The organism is Bacillus sp. 275, from assembly GCF_001999205.1.
GTDB classification, from domain to species: Bacteria; Bacillota; Bacilli; order Bacillales; family Bacillaceae; genus Bacillus; species Bacillus velezensis.
Genome location: NZ_CP019626.1, coordinates 1,690,321 through 1,715,478 on the forward strand (window position 1 = coordinate 1,690,321; position 25,158 = coordinate 1,715,478).

General features: G+C 47.7%; 23 protein-coding genes. 6 read left to right on the plus strand and 17 right to left on the minus strand.

Going from position 1 to position 25,158, the window contains the following annotated elements; all coding sequences use genetic code 11:
• Nucleotide 1 precedes the first annotated feature (1 nt).
• Nucleotides 2-1,312, minus strand: a complete 1,311-nt coding sequence (locus tag BZ167_RS07985) for an MFS transporter (protein ID WP_015416767.1) — start codon at nt 1,310-1,312, stop codon at nt 2-4.
• 219 nt (nt 1,313-1,531) lie between these two features.
• Here BZ167_RS07985 and BZ167_RS07990 point away from each other — a divergent pair, with 219 nt between their 5' ends.
• From BZ167_RS07990 to BZ167_RS08000, 3 genes are all read left to right on the plus strand, one after another.
• Nucleotides 1,532-2,320: a sugar phosphate isomerase/epimerase family protein gene (locus tag BZ167_RS07990; RefSeq protein ID WP_015416766.1), complete on the plus strand. Its 789-nt coding sequence runs from the start codon at nt 1,532-1,534 to the stop codon at nt 2,318-2,320.
• A gap of 54 nt (nt 2,321-2,374) precedes the next feature.
• The gene (tmrB, locus tag BZ167_RS07995) at nt 2,375-2,968 is read left to right on the plus strand and encodes a tunicamycin resistance ATP-binding TmrB (protein ID WP_015416765.1); all 594 of its coding nucleotides are present in this window, start codon (nt 2,375-2,377) and stop codon (nt 2,966-2,968) included.
• A gap of 179 nt (nt 2,969-3,147) precedes the next feature.
• Entirely contained in the window at nt 3,148-3,432 is a 285-nt protein-coding gene (locus BZ167_RS08000; RefSeq protein WP_015416764.1) for an antimicrobial peptide LCI, read from the plus strand.
• Nucleotides 3,433-3,482: 50 nt separating this feature from the next.
• Here the strand turns inward: BZ167_RS08000 and nadE are convergent, their stop codons facing one another.
• A complete protein-coding gene (gene nadE / locus BZ167_RS08005; RefSeq protein ID WP_007409061.1) occupies nt 3,483-4,301 on the minus strand; it encodes an NAD(+) synthase in 819 nt (272 codons plus the stop codon).
• 134 nt (nt 4,302-4,435) lie between these two features.
• The gene (locus tag BZ167_RS08010) at nt 4,436-5,032 is read right to left on the minus strand and encodes a DUF1989 domain-containing protein (protein ID WP_011996295.1); all 597 of its coding nucleotides are present in this window, start codon (nt 5,030-5,032) and stop codon (nt 4,436-4,438) included.
• Between the two features lie 124 nt (nt 5,033-5,156).
• Between BZ167_RS08010 and BZ167_RS08015 the strand changes: the two genes are divergently transcribed.
• Complete coding sequence (locus tag BZ167_RS08015; protein ID WP_003156623.1) at nt 5,157-6,485, plus strand: amino acid permease; 1,329 nt, start codon at nt 5,157-5,159, stop codon at nt 6,483-6,485.
• A gap of 1 nt (nt 6,486) precedes the next feature.
• On the opposite strand, the gene BZ167_RS08020 is transcribed toward BZ167_RS08015, so the two are convergent.
• The 3 genes from BZ167_RS08020 to BZ167_RS08030 all read right to left on the minus strand — a co-directional run bounded on the left by BZ167_RS08020 (nt 6,487) and on the right by BZ167_RS08030 (nt 8,467).
• A complete protein-coding gene (locus BZ167_RS08020) occupies nt 6,487-7,248 on the minus strand; it encodes a YqcI/YcgG family protein (RefSeq protein WP_015416762.1) in 762 nt (253 codons plus the stop codon).
• A gap of 64 nt (nt 7,249-7,312) precedes the next feature.
• Complete coding sequence (locus BZ167_RS08025) at nt 7,313-7,942, minus strand: LysE family translocator (protein ID WP_007409057.1); 630 nt, start codon at nt 7,940-7,942, stop codon at nt 7,313-7,315.
• Nucleotides 7,943-8,005: 63 nt separating this feature from the next.
• Nucleotides 8,006-8,467, minus strand: a complete 462-nt coding sequence (locus tag BZ167_RS08030) for a MarR family transcriptional regulator (protein ID WP_003156626.1) — start codon at nt 8,465-8,467, stop codon at nt 8,006-8,008.
• 113 nt (nt 8,468-8,580) lie between these two features.
• On the opposite strand from BZ167_RS08030, the gene BZ167_RS08035 reads away from it, so the two are divergent.
• Nucleotides 8,581-10,113 (plus strand): MDR family MFS transporter, encoded by a 1,533-nt coding sequence (locus BZ167_RS08035; protein ID WP_003156627.1) that lies wholly within the window; start codon nt 8,581-8,583, stop codon nt 10,111-10,113.
• A 41-nt stretch (nt 10,114-10,154) separates the two neighbouring features.
• Here the strand turns inward: BZ167_RS08035 and BZ167_RS08040 are convergent, their stop codons facing one another.
• The 4 genes from BZ167_RS08040 to BZ167_RS08055 all read right to left on the minus strand — a co-directional run bounded on the left by BZ167_RS08040 (nt 10,155) and on the right by BZ167_RS08055 (nt 15,602).
• The gene (locus BZ167_RS08040) at nt 10,155-11,108 is read right to left on the minus strand and encodes an L-lactate dehydrogenase (protein ID WP_015416761.1); all 954 of its coding nucleotides are present in this window, start codon (nt 11,106-11,108) and stop codon (nt 10,155-10,157) included.
• Nucleotides 11,109-11,379: 271 nt separating this feature from the next.
• A complete protein-coding gene (gene amyE / locus BZ167_RS08045; protein ID WP_015416760.1) occupies nt 11,380-13,359 on the minus strand; it encodes an alpha-amylase in 1,980 nt (659 codons plus the stop codon).
• A gap of 229 nt (nt 13,360-13,588) precedes the next feature.
• Nucleotides 13,589-14,077, minus strand: coding sequence for a DUF6773 family protein (locus BZ167_RS08050; RefSeq protein ID WP_015416759.1), 489 nt, complete (start codon nt 14,075-14,077; stop codon nt 13,589-13,591).
• Nucleotides 14,078-14,168: 91 nt separating this feature from the next.
• A complete protein-coding gene (locus BZ167_RS08055) occupies nt 14,169-15,602 on the minus strand; it encodes a YfcC family protein (RefSeq protein WP_007609251.1) in 1,434 nt (477 codons plus the stop codon).
• Between the two features lie 133 nt (nt 15,603-15,735).
• Between BZ167_RS08055 and BZ167_RS08060 the strand changes: the two genes are divergently transcribed.
• Nucleotides 15,736-16,857 carry a M20 peptidase aminoacylase family protein gene (locus BZ167_RS08060; RefSeq protein ID WP_015416758.1) on the plus strand — a complete coding sequence of 374 codons (1,122 nt, stop codon included), beginning with the start codon at nt 15,736-15,738 and terminating at the stop codon, nt 16,855-16,857.
• Nucleotides 16,858-16,891: 34 nt separating this feature from the next.
• On the opposite strand, the gene BZ167_RS08065 is transcribed toward BZ167_RS08060, so the two are convergent.
• From BZ167_RS08065 to BZ167_RS08095, 7 genes are all read right to left on the minus strand, one after another.
• Nucleotides 16,892-17,773, minus strand: a complete 882-nt coding sequence (locus tag BZ167_RS08065; RefSeq protein WP_015416757.1) for a glycine betaine ABC transporter substrate-binding protein — start codon at nt 17,771-17,773, stop codon at nt 16,892-16,894.
• Entirely contained in the window at nt 17,773-18,621 is an 849-nt protein-coding gene (opuAB, locus tag BZ167_RS08070; RefSeq protein ID WP_003156639.1) for a glycine/proline betaine ABC transporter permease subunit OpuAB, read from the minus strand. The genes BZ167_RS08065 and opuAB overlap by 1 nt, the downstream gene beginning before the upstream one ends.
• The gene (opuAA, locus tag BZ167_RS08075; RefSeq protein WP_015416756.1) at nt 18,622-19,878 is read right to left on the minus strand and encodes a glycine/proline betaine ABC transporter ATP-binding protein OpuAA; all 1,257 of its coding nucleotides are present in this window, start codon (nt 19,876-19,878) and stop codon (nt 18,622-18,624) included. It lies immediately after the preceding gene.
• A gap of 380 nt (nt 19,879-20,258) precedes the next feature.
• Nucleotides 20,259-21,461, minus strand: coding sequence for an MFS transporter (locus BZ167_RS08080; protein WP_061861132.1), 1,203 nt, complete (start codon nt 21,459-21,461; stop codon nt 20,259-20,261).
• A gap of 115 nt (nt 21,462-21,576) precedes the next feature.
• Nucleotides 21,577-22,665, minus strand: a complete 1,089-nt coding sequence (locus tag BZ167_RS08085) for a toxic anion resistance protein (protein WP_060675281.1) — start codon at nt 22,663-22,665, stop codon at nt 21,577-21,579.
• Nucleotides 22,666-22,671: 6 nt separating this feature from the next.
• Nucleotides 22,672-24,294, minus strand: coding sequence for a YceG family protein (locus BZ167_RS08090; RefSeq protein WP_007409048.1), 1,623 nt, complete (start codon nt 24,292-24,294; stop codon nt 22,672-22,674).
• Nucleotides 24,295-24,367: 73 nt separating this feature from the next.
• The gene (locus tag BZ167_RS08095; RefSeq protein WP_003156644.1) at nt 24,368-25,141 is read right to left on the minus strand and encodes a TerC family protein; all 774 of its coding nucleotides are present in this window, start codon (nt 25,139-25,141) and stop codon (nt 24,368-24,370) included.
• Nucleotides 25,142-25,158 lie beyond the last annotated feature (17 nt).

Here is a 25,158-nt window from a genome sequence, read left to right on the forward strand (position 1 = left end):
TCTATCGGAGCTTAATGCGTTCCACCTTTCCGACAATGAAAATATAAGAAAATGCCCCGATAAATGCGACAGCGCCGACAAACAGAATCGCTCCGTTATATGAACCGGTCGCAGAAACGATAAACCCGATGAGAAGCGGGGTGATAATGCCGGCCATATTGGCGAAAAAGCTAAAGACGCCCCCTGCCAATCCGATTGTTTCGCTTGGCGCGACCTCACTCAGCATCGTCCAGGATATATTGGACATGCCCTGCGCAAAAGAAGCAATGGATAAGATCGTCAAAACCGCAGGAGCAGAATCCGTAACATTCGCGAGCACGATGGAGCCTGTCAGCAGAAGACCGAGGATGACGGGCGTTTTCCGGGCAACGTTCACCGACACCCCCCGTTTCATCATGCCGTCAGACCAAAATCCGCCGAACAATACGCCGAAAAAAGCGGCGATATACGGGATTGATGCGGCGAAGCCGACTTTTAAGAAAGCCATGTGCTTTGCCTCCGCCAGATAAGTCGGAAACCATGTCAAAAAGAAGAACAGCGTGGAGGCTACGGCGAATTGGCCGATATACAATCCGACAAGCTTGCGGTATTTTAGAAGCTGGACGAAATCCGCCCACGATATCCTGCCGGCTGAATCAGACACCTCAGTCAGTCCGCCGCCTTCTTTAATATAATCAAGCTCCTCACGATTCACTTTCCGATACCCGTTCGGCTCGTGATACATTTTAAACCAGAAAATGGAGAAAACAATTCCGAGCACCCCTGAGGAAATAAATACGGCGCGCCAGTCAAATGCCGTTAACACCCAGAATAAAACCGGTGTGGCAAACGCCAGCCCGACATATTCCCCCGCCGTATAAACACCCGTCGCAAAGGCGCGTTCCCGCCTTGGAAACCATGTCGTGACAATCCGATTGTTTGCCGGAAACGCCGGCGATTCAGCTATGCCGATGAGCAGGCGGCAGCCGAATAGAAACCCGAAACTTGCCGCAAAAGCTTGTACTCCGGTAAAAACCGACCACACAAATAAAGAAATTCCGTATGTCCGTTTTGACCCGAATTTATCCAAAATGAGCCCGCCTGGAATCTGCATCCCCGTATAGGTCCAGCTGAACGCAGAAAAAACGATGCCCAAAAGCGCGGGGCTTAGGTTCAGCGAATGTTGAATGGATGGGCCGACAATAGATACACTGGCTCGGTCTATATAATTAATCGCAGTGATAAAAAACAAAAGAACCAATATCACATAACGAGCGCGAGTCGGTTTATTGCGGACGGGACTGAAGGCCCTCAGCTCCGTTTCTTTTTTCAATGGCTTCTCCCCCCTTACTCGAATGAAATTAATTGTACAACACTTCGGTTAATTATTTAATACTTTGACGCAAAAAAGCGTTAAACAATTTGTGTGCCGCACTGACCTGATGCAGACACACCCCGCTTATAAAAAAGTGTCTGCCCTTTTCACCTGTTTATCCGTATCGCACCCGGGGAAAAAGTACACATATGATAGACAGTTACGGGAGGATTATCGATGAAACTGAGTTTTTGCACGACAGGATGTAAGAAAAAGCATATTTTCGACATCATTTCTTTCGCGAAGGAGCACTCCTTTGAGGGAATCGAACTGTGGTACGGACACGCTAAACAATATATAGAGGAAATCGGCCCGCTCGACAGGCTTTATCAGCAGCTTCAGGAGGAAGGCATCGGGGTGCCTGCCGTCAGTTTGTACACTGACTTCGCCACTCAGGATGAAAGGCAGGCGTTAAAGGATGTTCAAAGGGCATTAAGCGCGGCACGACAGCTGCACAGTCCCTTGATCAGAGTCTTTGCCGGCAATCTTCCTTCGCACCGGACGTCACCGGAAAAGTGGCAACGTGCGGTTGATCAATTTCAGCAGGCGGCACGGCTCGCAGATGACTATGAAGTCGATATCGGGCTTGAGATTCATTACGATACGTACGCGGATACACCGGAGGCGGCGCTGGCATTTTTGGAGGATGTCGGACATCCGCGGGTCCGCACCATTTTTGACGGCTCCAACCTACACGTCAATCACGTTGACCAAATGTCCGCTTTGGAAAAACTGTATCATACCGTCAGCCACATTCATCTGAAAAACTATCACTGGGATTTTGCCAACTGGTATCTCAGCAAGCCAACTCCGATTTTTCAAGGAGATATCGATCAAAAAGCATTTTTAAAAGAGCTGATGAACAGACAATATGACGGTTTTGTTTCTCTTGAGTATTTTGGAGAACATGCCTTTACGCATATAAAGGAATCGCTCCGCGAATATACGTCTGTTTTTTCCCGCTGACTCTTCGATCGAAGGGTCTTTTTTTGTATCATATAAAAAAAGGGGGATATCATGATGATCATTTGGATAAATGGGGCTTTCGGTTCCGGAAAAACACAAACAGCGTTTGAACTGCACAGAAGACTGAAACCGTCTTACATATATGATCCTGAAAAGATGGGGTTTGCGATGCGTTCGATGATACCGCCGGATATCGCTGAAGATGACTTTCAAAGCTACCCTCTGTGGCGGGAATTCAATTACAGCATGCTTTCCTATTTGTCAGATACATATCAGGGCATCATCATTGTGCCCATGACCATTACGAACGTTCAATACTTCCATGACATTATCAGCAGGCTGAGACAGGATGGCCGGACCATTCACCACTTTACCCTGCTGGCTTCAAAGGAAACATTGCTGAAACGCCTGCGCACCAGAGTGGAAGGAAAAAACTCCTGGGCCGCAAAACAAATCGACCGCTGCATCAACAGCCTGTCTGATAGCCTCTTCACAGAACATCTCCATACAGACCAAATGTCTATTCAGCAGGTCGCAGAAACGATCGCTGCCCAAGCAAATCTGCCTCTTAACCCTGATTCGAGAGGCAGCCTTCGAAGATTCACCGACAGGTTGATAGTGAAGCTGAATCATATCCGTATCAAATAAAAAAACGTTTTGAAAACATGTCCCTGATCCATGCAAATGGATCAATAAATAAAAAGCCCCTCTGAAGGGATGTTTTTTCAAATTAAGAAAAAAATTTTAGAAATAGAGGAGGAATTTTATGGATAATCATCTAATTATTAACACTGTAACACATTTCATTTGAAAAGGGAGTGCTCGAAATGAATTTCAAAAAAGTGTTAACCGGTTCTGCGCTGTCTCTTGCCTTACTGATGTCTGCCGCTCCTGCCTTTGCCGCATCACCAACAGCATCCGCATCCGCGGAAAATAGCCCAATCTCAACGAAAGCAGATGCCGGCATTAATGCCATCAAACTCGTTCAAAGCCCTAACGGCAACTTCGCTGCTTCTTTCGTTTTAGATGGAACAAAATGGATTTTCAAAAGCAAATACTATGACAGCAGCAAAGGGTATTGGGTAGGGATTTATGAAAGTGTAGATAAATAAAAATGAAATAAACAAAAAACCTCCCTTTCAAAAGGGAGGTTTTTTTTATTCTATTTCCACCAATCATCAAACATCGATGCCGGCACCTGGCGCTTATGCTCCGTACTGAGGTAGCGTTTTTCCAGCGCTTCAATCACTTCGGAAGAAACATCCTTGCCTTCTAAATAATCATCAATGTCATTGTATGTGATGCCGAGTTCGGTCTCATCAGTCTGCTGCGGTTTTTCATCGAGCAGATCGGCCGTCGGTAATTTCAAATACAGGCGTTCCGGCGCGCCGAGTTCTTCTAATAAACGTCTGCCCTGGCGTTTCGTTAATCCGGTCAGCGGCAGCAGATCAGCTCCGCCGTCACCGTATTTCGTGAAGAAACCGGTCACCGCCTCGGCCGCATGGTCGGTTCCGATGACAAGCAGCCCCTCTTGTCCGCCGATGGCATATTGAGCGATCATTCTCATTCTGGCTTTTACATTTCCTTTGTTAAAGTCAGACAGCTGATCGCCCGTGTCTTTTTTATACTGATCAGCGAACGCGCTGACAGCGGACTTAATATCAAATGTCCATGATTTATCAGGTTTAATGAATTTGAGCGCCAATTGGGCGTCATCCTCATCCTGCTGTGTGCCGTGCGGAAGGCGGACGGCGATAAATTCAGCGTTTCCGCCTTCTTCTCTGATGCTTTCAGCCGCCAACTGGGCGAGGCGTCCCGCAAGCGTGGAATCCTGCCCCCCGCTGATGCCGAGCACAAAGCCTTTGGCACCTGTTTTTTTTAAATATTGTTTCAGAAAGTTCACTCTGTCCTCAATTTCTTGTTTCGGATCAATTGAGGGCTTTACATGGAGATCATTCATAATTTGTTTCTGGATGCTCATCCCAATCACTCCTCCTGCATTGTTTCTTTATGATCCATTTCCCGTTCATGCTGAAAATGAATCATGCCACTATGTACGACTCTCTGTTAAATATAGCACAGGTGCAGATTTTAAGTGAATCAAATACACCGGGATCAGCTGATTTCCACCCGCAGCGCCGTGATGCTGTCTCCGTTGCATTTTCCTTTTTCAATCGGACAGGATGAAAACGCGACGACGAGATCCATTTCCGCACGGAGCCGTACATAATCACCCGCGTCAGAAAGAGGCGTTTCGACTGATAAGTTCCCCTTCTCATCGAGCACCGTGTTCATAAAGATGGCAAATGGGTAATGCATATGCGGCCGCGGCACCCCGAACGGTTCAAGCGCCCCGCTCATATTGTCATAGCACGTATCCTGGAGCTCGTCTTTATGCTTTCCGTATAAAAGCCTGTTCATATCCGGACGGCAGGCGGGAAGCAACAGGTCATGCTTGCCGACTGTATCCTCAATCAGCGTCAGCATCGGCTTGTATAAATTCGAATAAATATGATCACCCGTTTTTACATGAATGGACTGGTTGGCATCAATCGTCGCGCCCTGATCAAGATGTTCATAAAAGTCCTTGGCATGATACGCCGTAAAATCAGCCACCTGCTGCCCTTCCACATCGACTACTTTTATAATCTGCCCTTTGTGAACCTTCAGGCCGAGCCCTTTTTTCGGCGGTACGATAAATTGCTGTGTCATCAGACTGCTCCTTTTTTTCTTCTATTATGAACCCCGGCCGTTTGTTTCATGTAAAGCAATTTATTGGATGTATATTCCCCTTCTGACGGCCGCAATCTAAGCTTTGATAAAGGGGTTGAACTTCATGAGTAAATCACAGGACCAGCCTAAAGGGAATCTCGCTTGGTGGCAGCTCTCCTTAATCGGCGTCGGCTGCACAATCGGGACGGGCTTTTTTCTCGGGTCCAGCATCGCTATTGTCAAAAGCGGATATTCCGCGCTGATCTCATTTCTTATTGCCGGGCTTGGCACCTATTTTGTCTTTGAGCAGCTCGCGAAGCTCTCGGCCAAACAGCCCGAAAAGGGGTCTTTTTGCGCTTATGCGAGAAAGGCTTTCGGCACTTGGGCCGGTTTCAGCAACGGATGGGTGTACTGGTCGTCCGAGATGCTGATCACTGGAAGCCAGCTGACAGCGATCTCGCTATTTACGAAGCATTGGTTTCCGAATGTGCCGCTGTGGATTTTCGCCTCCATCTATGCGGTGCTCGGTCTCTTGATTATATTTACGGGGCTGTCCGTTTTTCAAAAAACGGAAAATGTGCTCGCTGTTGTCAAGACGGCGGCGATTGTTATGTTTATCGTCATCGCCATATTGGCGCTGTGCGGTATATTTTCTCATAAACCGGATGTGCAGGTGCCGAACGAATCAAAGGATTTGTTCCCGCACGGAGCGATGGGGTTATGGACCGGATTGATTTATGCGTTTTACGCCTTCGGAGGAATTGAAGTCTTGGGGCTGATGACCGTGCATTTGAAAAAGCCGGAGGAAGCCTCAAAATCAGGCCGGCTGATGCTTGCCGTTCTTGCGGTGATTTACGTCATTTCTCTCGGCCTGGCGCTGCTGTTAGTGCCGCTGGGCAAATTCACCGAACAGGACAGCCCGTTTATTACATCGCTGAAGGGTTTTCATTTAGATATCATTCTTGATATTTTTAACGGGATTTTTATTATTGCGGGATTTTCCACGCTCGTCGCCTCGCTGTTTGCCGTGACGACATTGCTTTGTACGATGGCAGATGACGGAGATGCGCCGAAATGCTTCAGATTAAAGGAAAACAAAAAAATCTGCTGGCCTGCGCTCGGATTGACGTTTGCCGGACTCATCGTCTCCATCATCCTGTCATTGGTGCTGCCGAAAAATATATATGAACACATGACGACCGCGGCGGGCCTGATGCTTCTTTATACGTGGCTGTTCATTTTGTTCTCGGGCAAGAAACTGCTCGAAACGACAAAGATGGGAACCGTACAGATTGTTATCGCCCTTGTGCTGATTGTCGCGGCCGTCTCCGGGACGCTGTTTGAGAAATCGAGCCGGCCCGGTTTTCTGGTCAGCCTTTGTTTTCTCGCCGTCATTGCGATCGTGACATGGATCGTACAAAAAAAGCAGGGACACAGCCCTGCCGGATCATAGCTTATTTCGTCGGTTTAAACAGTCTCTTCAAATAAGAAAAGGGACACTTTGACACTTGCGTCTCATCATCACGGAGGAAATATTGCTTCCATTCTAAATTGTCTTTTCCTCCGTACCACCCCAATCGGGGATGAAGAGGGGCTTCATCATACGCCTCTAAGCGTTTTCTGATCAGCCGGCTCATGTTTCGTCCGAACGCGGTTGAATCATTTAATCCTTCGAAAACCCATCTCGGCTGAAACGCCAGCATAAAAAACGGGAAGCTTCTGCTTTGTCTCGCTTCATGCGCAGGCGTCGCGCACAGAATAAAATACGGCTCGCCGTCAAAGCAGAACTCCCATTTATAATGTTCAGGGTCTTCCGGTATGTCTTCCGGCCAGTCTTTCGGATCGCAGCCGCTCAGCCGGTTTAAAAAAGACCAGAACAGCTCTTCATACGCCTCAATGGAATAATACTCAGCTAAATCCTCAGGCGTATCAAAAATCACAAGCAGCGACGCGTATTTTCCGGTATTCCTTGAGATCTTTCCGTACTCGGACAGCAGTAGTCCCACTTCCTCCGGGGTTCCCTCTTCGCGGGGATCACCCGCAAAGGATATCCGGAGCTGATCTGTCAAAAATCCCTGACGTCCGGGAATGCACGGAAACGCGTCCGCTTTATCGCCTACTTTTTCTGATAGAAGCTCAAAAGCGATTCTCTGCCAATTTGGCAGATCCAATAACTTTTCCTCAAGGCAACTTTTTGTGTACAGCTCGCTTGCCATCGGCCCACCTCCAGTATCGTCATGATACGTTATGATGGAGATAGGCGATGGGTGACTCTTCTATTTATGAGATGAGCATTTGAATCCCCTGCCATCCGAAATAAAACCCGAAAACGATCAAAGACACACCCGCCGCTCCCGTCAGCCAGCGGAGCGCTTTTTCATGAAGGAGATTTCTGAAAGTGCTCGCGGCGACCGCCATGCAGAAATCCCAGATCAAAATGCCGAGAAGAATGCCGGAGCTGTAAATCAAAAGCTGATTTGCATCGAAGGATTCAGCGGTTTTAGCGAGGATGCTGCCGTATATGCCGAGCCAGAATAAAATGCTCAGCGGATTGGAAAGAGAAATAAAAAATCCCGCGCCGAATGTTTTGTAAAAAGCCGGTTTTCCTTTTCCGCTTCTGACATTCATGGCTTCCCTGATATTTTTTAGCGTTTCGACTCCCGTATAGGTCAGCACGAAAAAACCGAAGAGCCACAAAAACGTTTTTACAAAAGGAGCGGTCAAAAATTGAGACAGCCCGAAATAGATCAGAATCATATACAGCCCATCCGCGGCCATGGCGCCAAGACCGAAAATCCATGCATGCCAAAAGCCGTTTTTGATGCCTTTGTCAATTTGCGCCGCATTGACCGGTCCGACAGGTGCTGACAATGACAGCCCGAGAACGATGTAGCTTAAAAAGATGTTCATTGGCTTCCCCCTCATTCATGCAACTTGTACAAGTTATTCATGAATGGGCCGTGCTATGATATATTATTTTAATTTCTCAAGCTCGTCTTCCATCATGTCCGTCGCTTTTCCTAAAAAATCGAATATCAGCCGCAGTTCTTCTTCTTTATATTGCCGGCAAAGGCTGATCGTAGACTGGGATAAGGAGCTGAACAATTGCTTCACATTCGCCTTTCCGGCTGTCAGCGGCACGATAATCACCCGACGTTTGTCTTCGGGGTCTTTTTTCCTCATGACATATCCCGCTTTTTCGAGCCGGTCAATGAGCGCCGTTACCGAACCTGTGCTGAGACCGGTTTTTTTCCCAAGCTCGCCTGCGGTCATCGGGCCTGCTTCATTTAAGATATCAGCTGATTTTAAATCGGTCGGAAACAGACCGAGAGATTGAGCGGCCGCCTGATGAAACAGGATCGTCCTTGTGGCCATCTTTCGGAATAACTGTATCGCGGTTTCCTCCGTCTCGCTTCTGGTATTTCTTGTTGACAACTGACAGGCCTCCCTATAAAATCAATTTATCTTGACGATCAAGATAATTTTCGGCAAATCTAATATGATCATAGCAAATTTAATGATCAAAAGTAAGTATGGGAGGAAAAAGCATGGAACAAACAGCCGCGAAGGACGCCTCGACGAAGTTTGTCGTCATCGGTCTTTTGCTGGGCATTTTAATGTCGGCTATGGATAATACAATCGTTGCCACTGCGATGGGAAATATCGTGGCGGACCTCGGAAGTTTCGATAAGTTCGCTTGGGTGACGGCATCATACATGGTAGCCGTTATGGCCGGTATGCCGATTTACGGAAAACTGTCCGATATGTACGGACGCAAACGTTTCTTTTTATTCGGTCTTATTCTTTTCTTAATCGGATCCGCGTTATGCGGAATCGCCCAGACAATGGATCAGCTCATTATTTACCGCGTCATTCAGGGAATCGGCGGAGGCGCGCTGATGCCGATCGCCTTCACGATCATTTTTGATTTATTTCCGCCGGAAAAACGCGGAAAAATGTCGGGCATGTTCGGTGCCGTTTTCGGCCTGTCCAGCGTTCTCGGGCCGCTTTTAGGCGCGCTCATTACCGACTCCATCAGCTGGCACTGGGTGTTTTACATCAACGTGCCGATCGGTATTTTATCATTGTTTTTCATTCTTCGTTATTATAAAGAATCCCTTGAACACAAGAAGCAGAAAATCGACTGGGCCGGCGCAATCACGCTGGTGGTTTCCATTGTCGGTCTGATGTTCGCTCTTGAGCTCGGCGGAAAAACATATGATTGGAACTCCGTGCAGATCATCGGTCTGTTCGCTGTGTTCGCCGTGTTCTTTATCGCCTTTTTTATTGTGGAAAGAAAAGCGGAAGAACCGATTATCTCATTTTGGATGTTTAAAAACCGTTTATTTGCTACGGCACAGATTCTGGCGTTCCTTTACGGAGCCACGTTCGTCATTTTAGCGGTGTTTATCCCGATCTTCGTTCAGGCTGTGTACGGAAGCACCGCGACAAGCGCGGGCTTTATTTTGACGCCGATGATGATCGGTTCTGTTATCGGAAGTATGATCGGCGGAATTTTCCAGACGAAAGTGCGGTTCCGCAATTTAATGCTGATTTCCGTGGTCGCTTTCTTTATCGGAATGCTGCTGCTTTCCAATATGACACCGGATACGGCGCGTACGATGCTGACGGTATTCATGCTGATCTCAGGATTCGGCGTCGGCTTCAACTTCTCACTGCTGCCGGCCGCGTCCATGAACGATCTGGAGCCGCGTTACCGCGGAAGCGCCAACTCAACAAACTCGTTTTTGAGATCATTCGGTATGACGCTCGGTGTGACGATTTTCGGAACCATTCAGACGAATGTGTTTACTAACAAGCTCACAGATTCATTCAGCGGCATGAAAGGAGCGGGCGGCGCGATGCAGAACATCGGAAATCCGCAGGAGATTTTCCAGGCCGGCACGCGCGCTCATATTCCGCCGCACATTCTGGATCGCATTATTGACGCCATGTCGCAAAGCATCACATATGTATTTACGCTTGCGCTGGCGCCGATCGTCATTGCGGCCGTTACCATTTTGTTTATGGGAAAAGCGAGAGTAAAAACCTCTCAGGAAATGGCGAAAAAAGCGAATTGAAAAAAGCAGTACATGGCGTTTGTCATGTACTGCTTTTTTGTTTACTCTGCGAAATGCGGAGCGAGAATATCTTTCAGCACGTTTGCGCTGCGGCTGAATTGAGCCTGTTCTGTTTCATTCAGCTCAAGTTCCGTCACACCTGCGATGCCGTTCCGATTGATGACGGCCGGAACGCCGATAAAGACGTCGTTTACACCGTATTGGCCGTCCAGATATGTGCTGACGGTTAAAATGCTGTTTTCATTACGCAAAATCGCTTTTGTGATGCGGGCGAGGCTCATCGCCACTCCGTAATATGTCGCGCCTTTTTTCTCGATAATATGGTAGGCCGCATTTTTCACATCGTCAACGATCTGATCCAGCTCGTCCTGTTTGTAAGCTTCATTTTTCTCCAGCAATTGCTGCACCGGCACTCCGCCGATATTGGCGTGACTCCATACAGGAAGCTCGGTATCGCCGTGCTCGCCGATAATGTGGGCGTGTACGTTTTGCGGAGCGGCTCCGAAGTATTCGCTCAGCATATAACGGAATCGCGCAGAATCCAGTGTCGTGCCGCTTCCGATGACGCGTTCTTTCGGCAGCCCGCTGAATGTCCATGTCGCATAAGTGAGAATGTCGACCGGGTTTGTGGCAACGAGGAAGATGCCGTCAAATCCGCTTGCCATTACTTCACCGACAATGCTTTTAAAAATGGCGAGATTTTTTTCGACCAGCTCAAGTCTCGTTTCACCCGGTTTTTGATTGGCTCCTGCACAGATGCACACGATATCGGCATCCTTACAATCCTCATATGTGCCGTAAGACGTTTTGACCGGATGAGGCGCAAATGCCTTTCCGTGATTTAAATCCATGACATCTCCCATGGCTTTTTCTCTATTTACATCAATGATCACAAGCTCATCTGTGATCCCTTGGTTAATTAACGCAAATGCATAACTGCTTCCAACAAAACCTGCTCCGATTAATGCTACTTTGTTCACTCGTTCGTTCATCATGTATGCTCATCCTCCAGTGTTTCGTGGTGTCTGTTTTTATCTTGTGAAGTATTTCACATTTATATTGTGCAACACTTCACAAACTTTTGCAAGAGAAAAGTTTGATTTTTGGACAAAAAAATATCGGTGATGGTTTCCAGATTGTTGACAACATCCTAAAACGGAACCCGTTTTAGGATGCTGTCATCTTTTCAGCGTGATTGAAGACTCGCTGTCCCTTTCCCAGAAGCGGGGGTTTGCCGGCACGCTGATGTGATGATGGCCCTATCCATTAATGCGGAAGATAACCATTCAAACCGGAGTTGTTATACAAACCATTCTGCACATAATCAAAGCCGGGCTGGTTCTGTCCGGGCACTTGGGCGCTGCCATTGTTAAAAATCACTTTGGCGTTGGCCGTATCCGCATTCGCAGGCAGCGTCAGCGTGTACATTCCATCTGCATTCTTAGTCATGGCTTTCCCCGGCCACGATCCGGTTAATTCTATGGCCCTGCCTCCATCATGTTTATAGATATAAGCATTTACCTGGCCCCAATGGTCCGGGTTTTGATAGCCAATGATGTTGGTTTGGGACGGGTCTTTTTTGACAAACGTGTATTCTTGGGTTCTCGCTGCACCCTCGCCGTTCGTTCCGGTTAACTTGATGTTGTAAGTCGTGCCGATTGGATCTCCTTTCCCGATCGTTAGTCGGTCTCCATCCTTAAATGCTGTCTGCTGCCCATTATTGATTTGGTAAACGGCTTTTGTTGTTTTCGCATTTGCACGCAGGGTGACCGTCAGCTGATCATTGAAAGAATGGACTGCCCCCGTTTGGTAATTCTCAAGAAAGACATGAGGCGCATTTCCAATATCATCAGGATAAAGAACAGCCGCCGATCTGGCATTGATCGTACCTGTCAGTTTGCCGTTCGCTACTTGAAATGAACCGGCGCCGGCCCTATTATCATACCTGCCGTCAGGTAATTTCGTTGAAGTATTGATGGTGACAGAAGACGATCCTGCATTTGCCAGCACAACGCCTTTTGAGCCGCGCTGATTCATAAAGATTTGGTTGTTCCCATTCGGATTCGAGAGTTCCTCAGGCTGCCCGGCCATTACATTGTGAAATGTATTGACCGCAGTGATCGCCTGATCTTTAAATAAGGCGCTCCCGCGATCTCCTATTTGACTTTTTCCGGGAAATCTTACACCATTTCCTCCGCCCTCAGGTCTGGAAAAGAAAAGAGGCGTGCTTCCTGAGCGGGAACCAATCACTGCCCAGCCTAAACGAATATCGTCATCACTCATCCATGTGGACTCTTCATCATCATTGGCATACGTATCATGTGATTCCACCCATGTGACTAACTTGTCCGCAGACACGTCAGATGCATAACGGGAGATATTCGACACACTCAGATTACGGTTCTTTAAAGCGGATCTGATGGAATGCCCGTAGTTAGAAGCCGTCACATTCATATAATTCGCATAAGCAGTATCTCTGGACGCGCTGTCTTGCAGGATTTCTCCGTATTGGAACTCCGCCGATGTATTTGTGATATTCGGCCAAAATTGGCTGCCGTAATTCCCATCATCCGGAAGCTCTATATGCTTGGCGGCATCATAGCGGAACCCGTCTGCTCCGTCATTCAATGCTCTTTCCAAGAAACGTTTCAGATAGGCCTGCACCTCAGTATTCTGTGTATTCCAATCATACAGCCCAAGCAATGAATTTTGAGTGACGTCCCATCGATCCGACCAATTTTTAATTTGTGTGTTTCCATGGGTCCAGTTTGGAATACGCTTAATCTCGTCAGAAATCGCGCCATAATCGCTGGTAGTATGATTGATAACCGCATCGACAATGACTTTTACGCCATACTTTTCCGCGGCTGCACACATGTCCTTAAATTCTTGTTCAGTGCCTAAGTAACGGTTGCCGATTTGGTACGATGTCGGCTGATACAGCCAGTACCAGTTCCTCATGCTTTTATCTCCTTGGTTCCCTTCCTTTACTTGGTTAATCGGCGACGTCTGAATGGCTGCATAGCCCGCATCACGAATATCTTTCATATTTTGTGTTAACGTATTGAACGACCAATTCCATGCATGAAGGATGGTCCCGTTTTTGACCGATGACGCGGTCACCTTATTCGATTTGTTTGCAGTTTCAGCGTTTGCAGCCGCCGGGCCTGACAAAACCAAATGAAACAGCAATAAAAATCCGGCGAATAACGGCAGTAAAGAGGTTTTGAATCGTTTTTCAAACATTTTTGACACTCCTTATTTCATTTTTGAAGACTGACTGCGGAGTCAAAAATTCCTCTTACTCTTTCTTCAGCTCCTTTCAACTGTTGTGAAGACTGGATAATTTTGTTAACGCTTACATTTCAACTTATCACACTCTCTCTATCAAAGCAACGTGACAGAGTGAATTCAAATCTATATTCCTATCAATTAAAAGGACTTCCCGCTTTCAAACAAAAAAAGAAACCACCTGTCAAGATGATTTCTTTTTTATTTCTTTTATCGCTCTTCTGTAAGACAGCTTCACAATGACATACCGAAGCAGAAACAGAATGCCTCCGCAGACGATAAAAAGAAAGATCATTTTCAGCCAAGCAAAGAATGTATGGGGAAACCCCCTGTCGTACATCGTAATCGCCGCTACCGCAAAAGTGACCGCAATTGAATCTATCCGCTGCTGCTTCACCCGCTTTTGCAGTTCTTCTTTGGTGTCTATTCTCGGCATGAGCATTCCCGACGCTCCCGCCCTGATGCAATAATAAACAATTATAATGAAGAAAACCGCCAAGCTTCCGGCCCATTCCCTAAACGGACAGTTCAGAACAAGTCCGCGTACGATGATGTCAAGCAAAGACAGTGTGCCCACAAGCATTCCGACTTCTGACCAAATCATTCGTTCTTTCTCTTTCACACTCTCACTCTTTCCATTCACGTTTGAAAGTCTGTTCCGACGCTGATTCATGACTTCCTCCCGCACTATTAAGAATGGCTTACAACTCCCATTATATCTTGCCGATTCATAATGATAAACCGAAATATCATTGACAAAAATGTTAATAAGGGCCCCAATTGATCAGGACGCCTATGCAGATAAACACGAGACCGATGACAAACCAAATCAGCGCCAGCGGAATCATGAAGCGAAGCCACTTTACGTACGGAATGCCGCTGGCAGCCAGTACGGCCATCAGCACGCCGGAAGTCGGATTGACACAGTTTACGACGCCTTCCCCAAGCATGACCGCTTCAACCGCGACCTGTCTCGTGATGCCCATCAGATCGGCAAGCGGCGCCAAGATCGGAATAAATACGACCGCCTCCCCTGAGCCCGATGAAATCAGAAAATGAAGCAGGGCGCTGGAAATATACATTCCGATGGCGCCTGCCATCGGGCTGAAACCGTGCAGCAGTGACGCAAGTCCATTGACTACCGTATCAAGCAGCTTTCCATGTTCCAGGATAACGGAAATGCTTCTCGCCATTCCGACGATCAGCGCACCGTAAACGAGCCCCTGACAGCCTGTAATAAACGTTTTTGCAATATCATTTGCCGCCATTCCCGCAATCAGTCCGGACACGATTGAGATAAAAATGAACACGGCGGCCATCTCTGAATCAGACCAGCCAAGAGTAAGCGCGCCGTATAAAAAGCCGGCAAGCGACAAAGCCGCAACAGCCAGAATCAATTTATGGCGGACGGTAAACGGGACATGCTTGTCCTCCGGCTCAGAAACCTGCGGGAGTGAACCTGCCGCCGGAAACCAATCGTTCCCCAGCAGGCTGGCGTCCTTTGCTTTTCTGAGTTTTCTCGTATACCGATAAATATATAAAATAGATGATAACAGAAAACAAATGTAGACGGCAATCCGCAGGCCGATACCGGAAAACAGCGGCAGCTCCGCGATGCTTTGTGATAACCCGAGCGGTGAAGGTGATAAAATCGTCGCGTTAAACCCGGCATAGCAGCCGATATAAATGACGGCCGCTCCGGCCACGGCGTCCCATTTCAGCGAGCGGGCGACGATCAGGCCGATCGGAATAAAACCGATCACGGAATTAACGACGATGCCGGTTGTGCCGAGGATCGAAAATAGAGATCCGACAATCGCAATAAACAGCAGCTGTTTTGTGCGGAACGTACTGATGACATTACTGATCAATCCATTGATGGCGCCCGTTTTCTCCAAAATCGCAATGGTGCCGCCCGTAAACAGGATTAAAAAAATAATCGGCGCGGAACTTGTCATCCCTTCCTGAATCGCGGTAAAAAAAGCGATCGGGCTGACAGGAGACTGGTCTAAAGAATGATAGCTTCCCGGGACGGCGGACGTCACACTGCCCTTTGTCACTCTGTCAAATTCCCCTGCGGGAACGATGTACGACGCTATCGCGCATAGTAAAGCGACAATGAACAGCAGCACATAAGCATCAGGCATCACAAACAATTTCTTCTTTTTCAATACAGGTTCGGCCTTCGGCACAGCCATAACATCACCATCCCGCTTTAAATTTATAAACTATTCAGAAAATACAGATATGTGCTATATTATATACAGACCGATTGCCTGTTTTCAATATCAAAAATAAAAAACAGACAGCTTTTGAAGGAGGACTTACGGCATGAACAGACTCACAGCGCATGAAAAGCAAGTCATTATGGATATTTTTGACCACCTGCACGCCAATCCCGAAGTAAGCTGGAAAGAATATCAAACAACTGAATATCTGACTGAAAAACTGAAAGAGGCCGGCTGCCGGACCCGCACGTTTGATGATTGTACCGGTGTTGTCGGCGAAATCGGAGAAGGCTCGCCGGTTGTGGCTGTCCGGGCGGATATTGACGCGCTGTGGCAGGAAGTGGACGGTGTCTTTCAGGCGAACCATTCATGCGGACATGATTCACATATGACGATGGCGCTCGGCACGATGATGCTTTTAAAGAGTCAGCCGAAACTTCCGAAGGGCACCATCCGCTTTATTTTTCAGCCAGCTGAAGAAAAAGGCGGCGGAGCGCTGAAAATGATTGAAAAAGGCGTACTGGATGATGTTGACTTCTTATACGGCGTGCACGTGCGCCCCGTACAGGAAACGGCAAACGGCCGATGCGCACCGTCCATTCTGCATGGCTCAAGCCAGCATATAGAAGGCCTGATTATCGGAGAAGAAGCCCACGGCGCGAGACCGCATCTCGGCCTTAACAGTATCGAAATCGCCGCTCTTCTCGTCCAAAAACTCAGCTTCATTCATCTTGATCCCGGCATCCCGCATTCCGTGAAGATGACAAAGCTTCAGGCAGGCGGTGAGAGTTCCAATATCATTCCGGGAAAAGCATCGTTCAGCCTTGATCTCCGCGCACAAACCAATGCCGCCATGGAGAAATTAACCGCCGAAACCGAAAGAGCCTGTGAGGCGGCGGCTGCCGCATTCGGCGCAAAAATCGAACTGCAAAAAGAACACAGCCTCCCGGCAGCCGAGCGAAACAAAGAGGCGGAAGCCATCATGGCATCTGCGATAAGCGGCATTCTCGGAGAAGAACATGTGGATGAACCTCTTGTGACAACCGGAGGAGAGGATTTTCACTTTTACGGGTTAAAGGTGCCGAACTTAAAAACGACGATGCTCGGCCTAGGATGCGGTCTGCAGCCGGGGCTTCACCATCCCCAAATGACATTTGACCGAAGCGCCATCTTTACAGGCGTTGAGATATTAACGGCTGCCGTCCTCAAATCGTTTGAAGCATAAAAAAAGCAGCCCGTTACAGGGCTGCTTTTCTTCGTTATTTCTTCAAATCTTCAATTGAATTGACGTTTTTCATATACTGAGGAACGACCAGACCCATCTTGACGCCTGTCAGACTCGTTCCTACATCTTCATATTTGCCTTTATATTTAGACGCATATGCCTTATGGGTATTCGGAAGCCAAGCAGACAATGACGCATCCGCGCTGCCTGTCGCAATCGCAGTCCACATCGGTCCGGCCTCCACTTGCGTCAGCTTCACGTCATAGCCGAGGTCTTGAAATACTTTTCCGACCACGTTCGTACTTGCGATTTCACTGTCCCAAGCCACATATGCCAGGTTAATTTTATCCCCTTTGACTTTATGGGCGCCTTTTGTCCATTGAGCTACTTGATCTTTGTGTTTTTTCACATATTCAGCAGCGGCTTTGGCCGGCTTTTCGCCTTCTTCAACGGCAATCATGACTTCTCCCATATCGTCCTGCGTCCATTTGAACTGGCTGAGAACTTTGGCCGCGTTAGGCTGTTCCTTACTGAAGCCGGTTCTTGTAATCGTATGAATCTGCTCGGCAGTTCCGTACGTTTTTTTCGGATCATCAAGGAACTTCAGCTTGTATCTGGAGAACATCCAGTGCGGCGTCCAGCCCGTTACGATGATCGGCTTTTTCCGGTCATATGATTTCTTCAATGTCGCCGTCATGGCAGCACTTGACGCCGTGACGACATTCCAGTCTTTCAATCCGTAATCCTTCACGGCCTCATCCGTCAGGGCCATGATTCCCGATCCCGGATCAATACCGATAATGGTTTTGTTCACCTGGTCCGCAGCCGTTGCCTTACCATCAGTCTGCGAACCGCAGGCAGCCAAAGAAAGAGCCAGCGCAGCGGTAACGCCGACACCGATGATTTTCTTAAGCATCAGGCATTCCCCCTGCTCTTCTTCTTCACTTTAATGTTTTGCGTGATACGGTCGAGTGTAATCGCTACGATAACGATCGCGATACCCGCTTCCACTCCGACACCGGTTTTCAACTGTGTCACGGCGCTGTATACTTCAGAACCGAGACCCGGCGCACCGACCATGGCCGCGATAACGACCATTGACAAAGCAAGCATGATGCTTTGGTTAATGCCGGCAAGAATTGTTTTTGTGGCAAGCGGAAGCTGTACCTTGAACAGACGCTGAGACGTCGTTGAACCGAATGCTTCCGTCGCTTCGATCAAATCAGCCGGAACTTGTTTAATACCGAGAACCGTCATGCGGATCGTCGGAGGCATCGCGAAAATAACAGATGCCACGACGCCTGGCACAACCCCGATATTAAAGAAGAAAATTGCAGGCAGCAGATATACGAAAGCCGGCATGGTCTGCATTAAATCCAGAATCGGTGTAACAATGCGGCGGACCGTTTCTTTCTGAGACGCCCATATGCCGATCGGAACCCCGATAATAATGGAAATCAAAACAGATGTGACGACAAGCGCCAACGTTTGCAACATCGGCGACCAATAACCCAAATAATCAATAACAAGGAATCCGATTAACGTAAAGAGTGCAATTCCTCTCGTACTGATCCACCAAGCGAGAGCTGCAAAAATAACAGTCAATAAAATAGACGGGATGAAACCCAAACCGCTCACAATCGCGTTTACGAAAGCGGCCAAACCGTTTGAGATTCCGTCAAAGAAACCTCCGAACGTCATGGTAAGCCAGTCAACAAACCGGTCAACGATATCTGCTAACGGAATTCTAGGCAATCTGTCCATTTACTTCACCCCCTGAACAGAAGAATCCTGAGCTTGTTCAGCAGAATCTTCAACATTTATATAATCGTTATTTCCTGAAAGCGCGCCGATTAATGCGCCTTTTACGACAATGCCTTTCATGCGGTCCTTATCGTCCGTGACGGCGATCGGAATATTCGCATCAGACACGACATCGAAAATTTCCGTCAAGTACGTGCTTTCGTTTACAGTCGTAAATTCAGTATTTAGAATATCCTGAAGCGATAAGTCGGATTCCACCGCTTTTTTCGCATCCGCCGCGTGAATGACGCCGAGAAGCTGTTTCTGTTTATCAACGGCGTAAATAGAAGAAATACCGAGATTCTTCATGAGCTGCAGCGCTACACGAGGCCCTTTGTCAATCCGCACGGTTTCAGCGCGCTTCATGATGTGGCCCGCTGTCAGAACTTTGGATAAATCAACGTCCTCAACGAATTTCTCAACGTATTCATTGGACGGGCTCATCAGAATTTCTTCAGGCGTCCCGATCTGAACGATGTTACCGTCTTTCATCAGCACGATTCTGTCGCCGATGCGCAATGCTTCATCAAGATCATGCGTGATAAAGATGATCGTCTTGCCGACAGAGTCATGAAGGTCTAAAAGCTCATCCTGCATGTCTTTGCGGATCAGCGGATCAAGCGCACTGAAAGCTTCATCCATCAGAAGAATGTCAGGATCATTCGTCAATGCGCGCGCAAGTCCGACACGCTGCTGCATTCCTCCGCTGAGCTGATCTGGGAATTGGTGTTCAAAGCCTTCAAGACCGACAAGTTTAAGCGAATCAAGCGCTTTTTGCTCACGCTCTTTTTTGTCGACGCCTTGAAGCTCCAGGCCGTATTCCGTATTTTCAAGAATCGTTCTGTGCGGAAACAGTGCAAATTTTTGAAAGACCATGCTGATTTTTTTCCGGCGCACTTCCCGGAGCTGGTCTTTTGACATATTTGTTATCATGTCACCATCAATATAAATATTCCCGGCAGTCGGTTCAATAAGCCGGTTTAACAGCCGAACTAAAGTTGATTTACCGCTCCCCGATAGACCCATGATGACAAATATCTCCCCATCATATACATCAAAGTTTGCTTGATTGACACCAACGGTTGATCCGGTCGCTTTCAGGATCTCTTTTTTGTTTTTTCCGCTGGACAGCATCTGAATGGCTTTTTTTGTCTGTTTTCCGAAAACCTTAGATACATTTTCGACTTTTATCTTAATTGGTTTCTCATCCAAATTCATATTTTCCCTCCATAATAAGCAATCTTTAATACCGTAACACGTTTGTAATAAGTCAAACAAACATCATAATCCCGTTTATTTTGTATCATTACTTTAAAAACATCCCTGTGTCTTATTTTCCTCTGGTATGCTTCTAAATACTCTCTAATCCTCCTTATTGAGGATAAATTATAAAGTAAATCGGGCTTTTATCAGGCTTGAGAACGTTTCCACCGAATGTGCTGCAAACTGATTTCCTATCCTTTTTTTACAAAAACAAGAATTTTTTCGCGACATTGTCCTGAAAAAAGAAGTTTTCCCCTCCTAAAAATAAGGAATATAAGGAAAAATATAGGTCTGTCAGCAGACCGCTCACTAAAAAAAGCACCCCAAAAGGGTGCTCATTGCGCAAGCTCTGTCTGTTTCGTTTCTTTTCCGAGAATAATAATGGTGATGACGGCAATCAGGATGGCCGCACAAAAGACGGCGAAAATCAATGTAAACGAAACGTTCCGGGCTGCAAGCGATCCGACGAGAAGCGGACCGAAAATGCCGCCGATTCTGCCGACGGCCGCCGTTGTGCCGGAACCGGTCGCACGGATCGCCGCAGGGTACTGCTCCGGTGTATAGGCGTAAAGCACGCCCCATGCGCCGAGATTGAAGAAGGACAGCAGCATGCCCGCTGTGAGCAGCATGGCCAATGAATCCGCGGCACCGAAGAAATAAGCGCTGCCCGCCGTTCCGAGCAAATAGATGACTAAGATGGTCTTCCGCCCCGCTTTTTCGATCAGCCACGCCGCAGAGAAATATCCGGGAAGCTGGGCAAGTGTCATCAGAAGGACGTATTCGAAGCTCTCAATCATGCTGTAGCCTTTCATCAGCATCACGCTCGGCAGCCATAAAAACATGCCGTAATATGAAAAGACGACGCAGAACCAAACGACAGACAGCAGCACCGTCGGCCGGATATACGGTTTCGTCCAGACACTTCCCGCCTGCCCGCGTATGCTTTTTTTCTGCGGCAATGCCTGATGCGCCGGTGATTCCGGAAGGCTTCTCCGCAAGTACAGCGCATAAAATGCGGCCAGCGCCGTTAAGAGCAGCGCGGCCTGCCAGCCGAATGACGGTATGACAAAGTAGGAAATCACCGCCGCAAGAAGCCAGCCCGCGGCCCAAAAGCTCTCAAGCAGCACGATGATCCGTCCCCGCTTTTCGGGAGCGGACGCTTCTGACACGAGCGTCGAGGCGACAGGCAGTTCCCCGCCAAGCCCCATTCCGATCAGAAAACGCAATATGAGAAAAACCGTCAATCCCGTTGCGAAAGCGGATATGCCGCTTCCGACAGAAAAGAATAACAGCGTGATCATAAACACTTTTTTCCGGCCGATCCTGTCGGCCAGCATTCCGAATACAAAGGCGCCCGCTGCCATACCGATGGAATTGACGCTTCCGATCCATTTCATTTGATCGGGTGTTAAATTCCAATCAGTGTGAAGCGCGGCGATAATAAACGATAAAATTCCGACATCCATCGCATCAAACAGCCAGCCCATTCCGGCAATCGCCAGAAGTTTTCGCGGAGTGACGGCAGGTTGTTTGTTCATAAGCAGCACCTCAAATCGAAAATGATTACCGTATAAGTTTACACCTGTCTTTACACATTGTCATTATCTTTTTTCGCAAAAAAATCCCGCTTGCCGTAAGCAAGCGGGGTGTGTGTTAATTCTTTAAGACTGCGTTTTTAATATTATCCTGAAGCTGTTGAATCCGTTTCGCGCCGTCTTCTCTGATACGTCTGTTCTCTTCTTCGATCTGTTTCGTTTCCTGCATACCGCTGACAATCGTATTCCAAGACGTTTCAATCGTCTCAATGTCAATGCTCGGACGGCCTGCCATACGGGCAATCTCCACGCTTTGGTTTGAAATATTTTCAGCGTTTCGCTTCAGCATTTCATTCGTGCGGCGGTCCAGCTCGCTCATTGAATCAGCCACAAGCTTTTGCCGTTTGACTGTGACAGCCTGAATGATGCCGTTTTTGAAAATCGGAATCGTAATGACGAAAGCGGAATTGATTTTCCCGATGAGCTTCGTATTTCCGCGCTGAAGGAGGCGGATCTGCGGCGCCGTTTGCAGCGCCACCATCCGCGCCATATCTAAATCATAGACACGTTCCTCAAGCGCCTGAAGCCCGTCACGCAGCGTATCAAGCTGCATTTGCGCAAGCTGGTTTCCGCCTGCCGCTTTTTCTTCATAAGAAGGAATGAGCGCCTGCATTTCCTCAAGCTTCATCTGCCCGGCAACGACATATTTTTCAAGCTCCATGTAGTAGTTAATGTTGTTTTCATACATCTCTTCAAGCGTATGGTTCGTCTTTGCCATTTCATCTTTGTATTTTGAAATTTCGACGTGGATTTTTTCAATTTCTCCGCCCAGGGTGCGGTACTTTTGAAAAATCTTTTCAATCATACTGTTGCCGCGTTTGAACATTTTAGCGAGAAATCCTTTTGGTTCATCGAAATCATTTTTGTCAAAACGGTCCATGATTTTTCCGAGCTGCGTCAGCATTGTGCCTGAATCCGTGACACTTGTTGTTTTCATCATATTTAAGATGCGGTCGGAGAACTTCGAGATTTCAACTGCCGGTTCTTTTCCGTACTCAAGCAGCTCCATTTGGTTTTTCACGTCAATCTGCTGCGAAATGCGCTGCACCTCAGGGTCGTGGCGCAGCTGCACCCTGATGTCATCTGCTTTTTGTTCAGAAATCTCTTCATTTTTATCAAGAACAAGCGGATTTTGATTTTCTGTCATGTTTATTTACTCTCCCTGCTTTTGCGTAATGGTTCTAAACAGCTTTCTTACGAGTGACGGCTCCTTATATTCCTGCCGAAACACCATGTCCTCCAGCCAATGGACATCAAATTGGCTTTCTTCAATATAATGCTCAATGTCCTGATGGCCCGGCGGATTATACAAGATGATATCGACGCCGAATTTATTTAAAAACAACAGAGCGGCGGCGTCAGAACGTGTAAGTTCGCCATTTTGTTCCGTATGATATAAAACGAGTTTCGGAACGGTTTGGGCGTAATCAAACGTCTGAATCAATTGCAGCAGCGAAGCGGGCAGGTTCGTCGCCTGGCGGAACAAATAGATTGCGGCATCCCTTGCCTGCTCCCCGGGCAAAGCCTTCAGCCCTGGGTTTCTGCACATGTCAGAAATCACATTGGCGATGGCGTTCTGCACGCCTGACGGGAGATGCTTGTACTGCCAGATGTTGCTTCTTTTCAGCCTGTCCGCGTCAATCGCTCCTTCTTCGTTCAAAACCTGACTGTAGTGATACTGGTAGTTGGCTTTCAGCTCTTCCGTAAACGGAAAACTGCGGATCATGTGTGTCTCCTGATAGTCTGCGGCGGTATGGAGTCTGTTCCAATATTCTTTCGTATCTTTGGAAACCCCCATCACTTTCGCAAAAAGGTTCGGAACGGCCACCCGCTCCCTGTCCGCTTTAAATTGCGGCCGGATAAACGCCCGCTCCTTCGCAATGAGAAATAACTCATCATACGTCGTTTTTAATGTCACGGACTGCGGGGTATGATCCCTGAACTGCCAAGGCTTATACATCATAGATTCCTCATGGTTCAGCACATGCTCAATTTCTTTCGTTGACCGGTAGGCCGTCGTGGACGTTCTGTCCGGCTTTTCTTTCGGGAATGGCTCAAGGCCGCCTGTTGCGGGGAGCTTTATCACAAAGCTGAGTTCCTCATCCGGATCAATCAAGCTGAACGGATCTTCCGCAGCCGGATGAAACAATAGGACGTCACAGCCGATCAGCATGAGATAATAGAGAAAATAGAGCTGGCTTTTGGCAGCGTCTCCATACCACACCACCTTCGGCATCTCACGCTCTATATCGGCTTGTTCAAGCCATGGATTCAGGTGGTTCAGCGAAAACTTTGACACATCCAAGAGCACACGCCGGAAATCGGGATGATTCAGCCCGTTTTCATGCCGGTCCGCAAAGGTTTCCAAAAGCGTCATAAACGCGGTTCTCAGCCGGCGGTGCATAAGCGGATCAGCGTGTTTGGCAAGCAGCCTGCCCCCATCGAGAAACGCGACAAACCTGGAAACCGAAAGCCCTTTCTCTTTTTGATTGACCGAATGAATGTGCTGCAGCGCCTGAAACGTTTCAGGCGCGATGGTCTTATCCAGCGTCTCGCTTAACACATGGATGTTTTCATGAGAAGACAGCTCGAAAAGCTTATTGTAATACTCCGTCTCATCATAAGGAGTGCCCAAAATCCGGACGGCAAGACGGGTAAACGCCAGCCCGTTTTCCCGCTCGTAACCGGGACGTTCCGGCAGCGGCCGCATCAGAAACGTTTCCCAGTCATCGTTTTCCGGCTCGGCCTTTCGGATCACCAATTCTTCCTGCCTCATCATTTTCCTCCTTTCTCTTCATGATGATCGGTACAAAAAAGGAAGGAAATGAACTCTCCCTCCTTTTTTTGTTTTATTCTTCTTTAGATGCAGCCGTTTGCTCCTGAACCTGCTTTTGTTTGTTGAAATAGTGGATAATAAACGTTACCACAAACGCAGCGATGATGATTCCGAAGAACACCACGTGCGGCATTTCATAATCAAAGGCGCTCGCCGCCATTTTCACGGCGATAATCCCGATCAGCACAAAAGCCGTATTTTCAAGCTCAGGGATTTTATCAATTAAAACAAGGAATACTTTTGCGACTGTACGCATCATGAGAATGCCAAGCATACCGCCGATCAAGAGCACCCACACTTTTTCCGATACCGCAAACGCGGCCAGAATGCTGTCAACAGAGAAGGCCAAATCCATTAACTCAACTGAAACGACAGTGGCCCAGAAAATTCCGAACGTACGGACCATCCATGAATTTTTCTTCATGCCTTCCGTATCGTCATCACCTTCTCCGATCCAGAAATGCTTAATGACGAGCCAAGCCAGGTACAGCGCGCCAAGCACTTTAATCCACCAGAACTTAATGAGCAGCATTCCGATCCCGATAAAGATAAAACGGAAAATATATGCCCCGAACAATCCGTATGTTAATGCTTTCTTCCGCTGTTTTTCAGGCAGATGCCTTACCATCACCGCAAGCACTAACGCATTGTCGGCCGACAGCAGCCCTTCCAGCAGAACCAAGGAACCGATCAGCCCCCATGATACAGGGTCAGTCAGCACCTCACCCCACATTTTCCAATCAAAAAAGGAAGCGTAGGTAGACATAATATGATGTAGAAAATCCAAGTTTTTTCCTCCTATTT

Bases quoted from the DNA above. Each gene is read 5' to 3' on its own strand.
- BZ167_RS08050 (WP_015416759.1), bottom strand. From the start codon at position 14,077: ATGAATCAGCGTCGGAACAGACTTTCAAACGTGAATGGAAAGAGTGAG.
- BZ167_RS08010 (WP_011996295.1), bottom strand. From the start codon at position 5,032: ATGACACAGCAATTTATCGTACCGCCGAAAAAAGGGCTCGGCCTGAAG.
- opuAB (WP_003156639.1), bottom strand. From the start codon at position 18,621: ATGGACAGATTGCCTAGAATTCCGTTAGCAGATATCGTTGACCGGTTT.
- BZ167_RS08040 (WP_015416761.1), bottom strand. From the start codon at position 11,108: ATGATGAACGAACGAGTGAACAAAGTAGCATTAATCGGAGCAGGTTTT.
- BZ167_RS08060 (WP_015416758.1), top strand. From the start codon at position 15,736: ATGAACAGACTCACAGCGCATGAAAAGCAAGTCATTATGGATATTTTT.
- BZ167_RS08080 (WP_061861132.1), bottom strand. From the start codon at position 21,461: ATGAACAAACAACCTGCCGTCACTCCGCGAAAACTTCTGGCGATTGCC.
- amyE (WP_015416760.1), bottom strand. From the start codon at position 13,359: ATGTTTGAAAAACGATTCAAAACCTCTTTACTGCCGTTATTCGCCGGA.
- BZ167_RS08035 (WP_003156627.1), top strand. From the start codon at position 8,581: ATGGAACAAACAGCCGCGAAGGACGCCTCGACGAAGTTTGTCGTCATC.
- opuAA (WP_015416756.1), bottom strand. From the start codon at position 19,878: ATGAATTTGGATGAGAAACCAATTAAGATAAAAGTCGAAAATGTATCT.
- BZ167_RS08000 (WP_015416764.1), top strand. From the start codon at position 3,148: ATGAATTTCAAAAAAGTGTTAACCGGTTCTGCGCTGTCTCTTGCCTTA.
- BZ167_RS08085 (WP_060675281.1), bottom strand. From the start codon at position 22,665: ATGACAGAAAATCAAAATCCGCTTGTTCTTGATAAAAATGAAGAGATT.
- BZ167_RS07990 (WP_015416766.1), top strand. From the start codon at position 1,532: ATGAAACTGAGTTTTTGCACGACAGGATGTAAGAAAAAGCATATTTTC.
- nadE (WP_007409061.1), bottom strand. From the start codon at position 4,301: ATGAGCATCCAGAAACAAATTATGAATGATCTCCATGTAAAGCCCTCA.
- tmrB (WP_015416765.1), top strand. From the start codon at position 2,375: ATGATCATTTGGATAAATGGGGCTTTCGGTTCCGGAAAAACACAAACA.
- BZ167_RS08055 (WP_007609251.1), bottom strand. From the start codon at position 15,602: ATGGCTGTGCCGAAGGCCGAACCTGTATTGAAAAAGAAGAAATTGTTT.
- BZ167_RS08065 (WP_015416757.1), bottom strand. From the start codon at position 17,773: ATGCTTAAGAAAATCATCGGTGTCGGCGTTACCGCTGCGCTGGCTCTT.
- BZ167_RS08025 (WP_007409057.1), bottom strand. From the start codon at position 7,942: ATGAACATCTTTTTAAGCTACATCGTTCTCGGGCTGTCATTGTCAGCA.
- BZ167_RS08020 (WP_015416762.1), bottom strand. From the start codon at position 7,248: ATGGCAAGCGAGCTGTACACAAAAAGTTGCCTTGAGGAAAAGTTATTG.
- BZ167_RS08090 (WP_007409048.1), bottom strand. From the start codon at position 24,294: ATGAGGCAGGAAGAATTGGTGATCCGAAAGGCCGAGCCGGAAAACGAT.
- BZ167_RS08015 (WP_003156623.1), top strand. From the start codon at position 5,157: ATGAGTAAATCACAGGACCAGCCTAAAGGGAATCTCGCTTGGTGGCAG.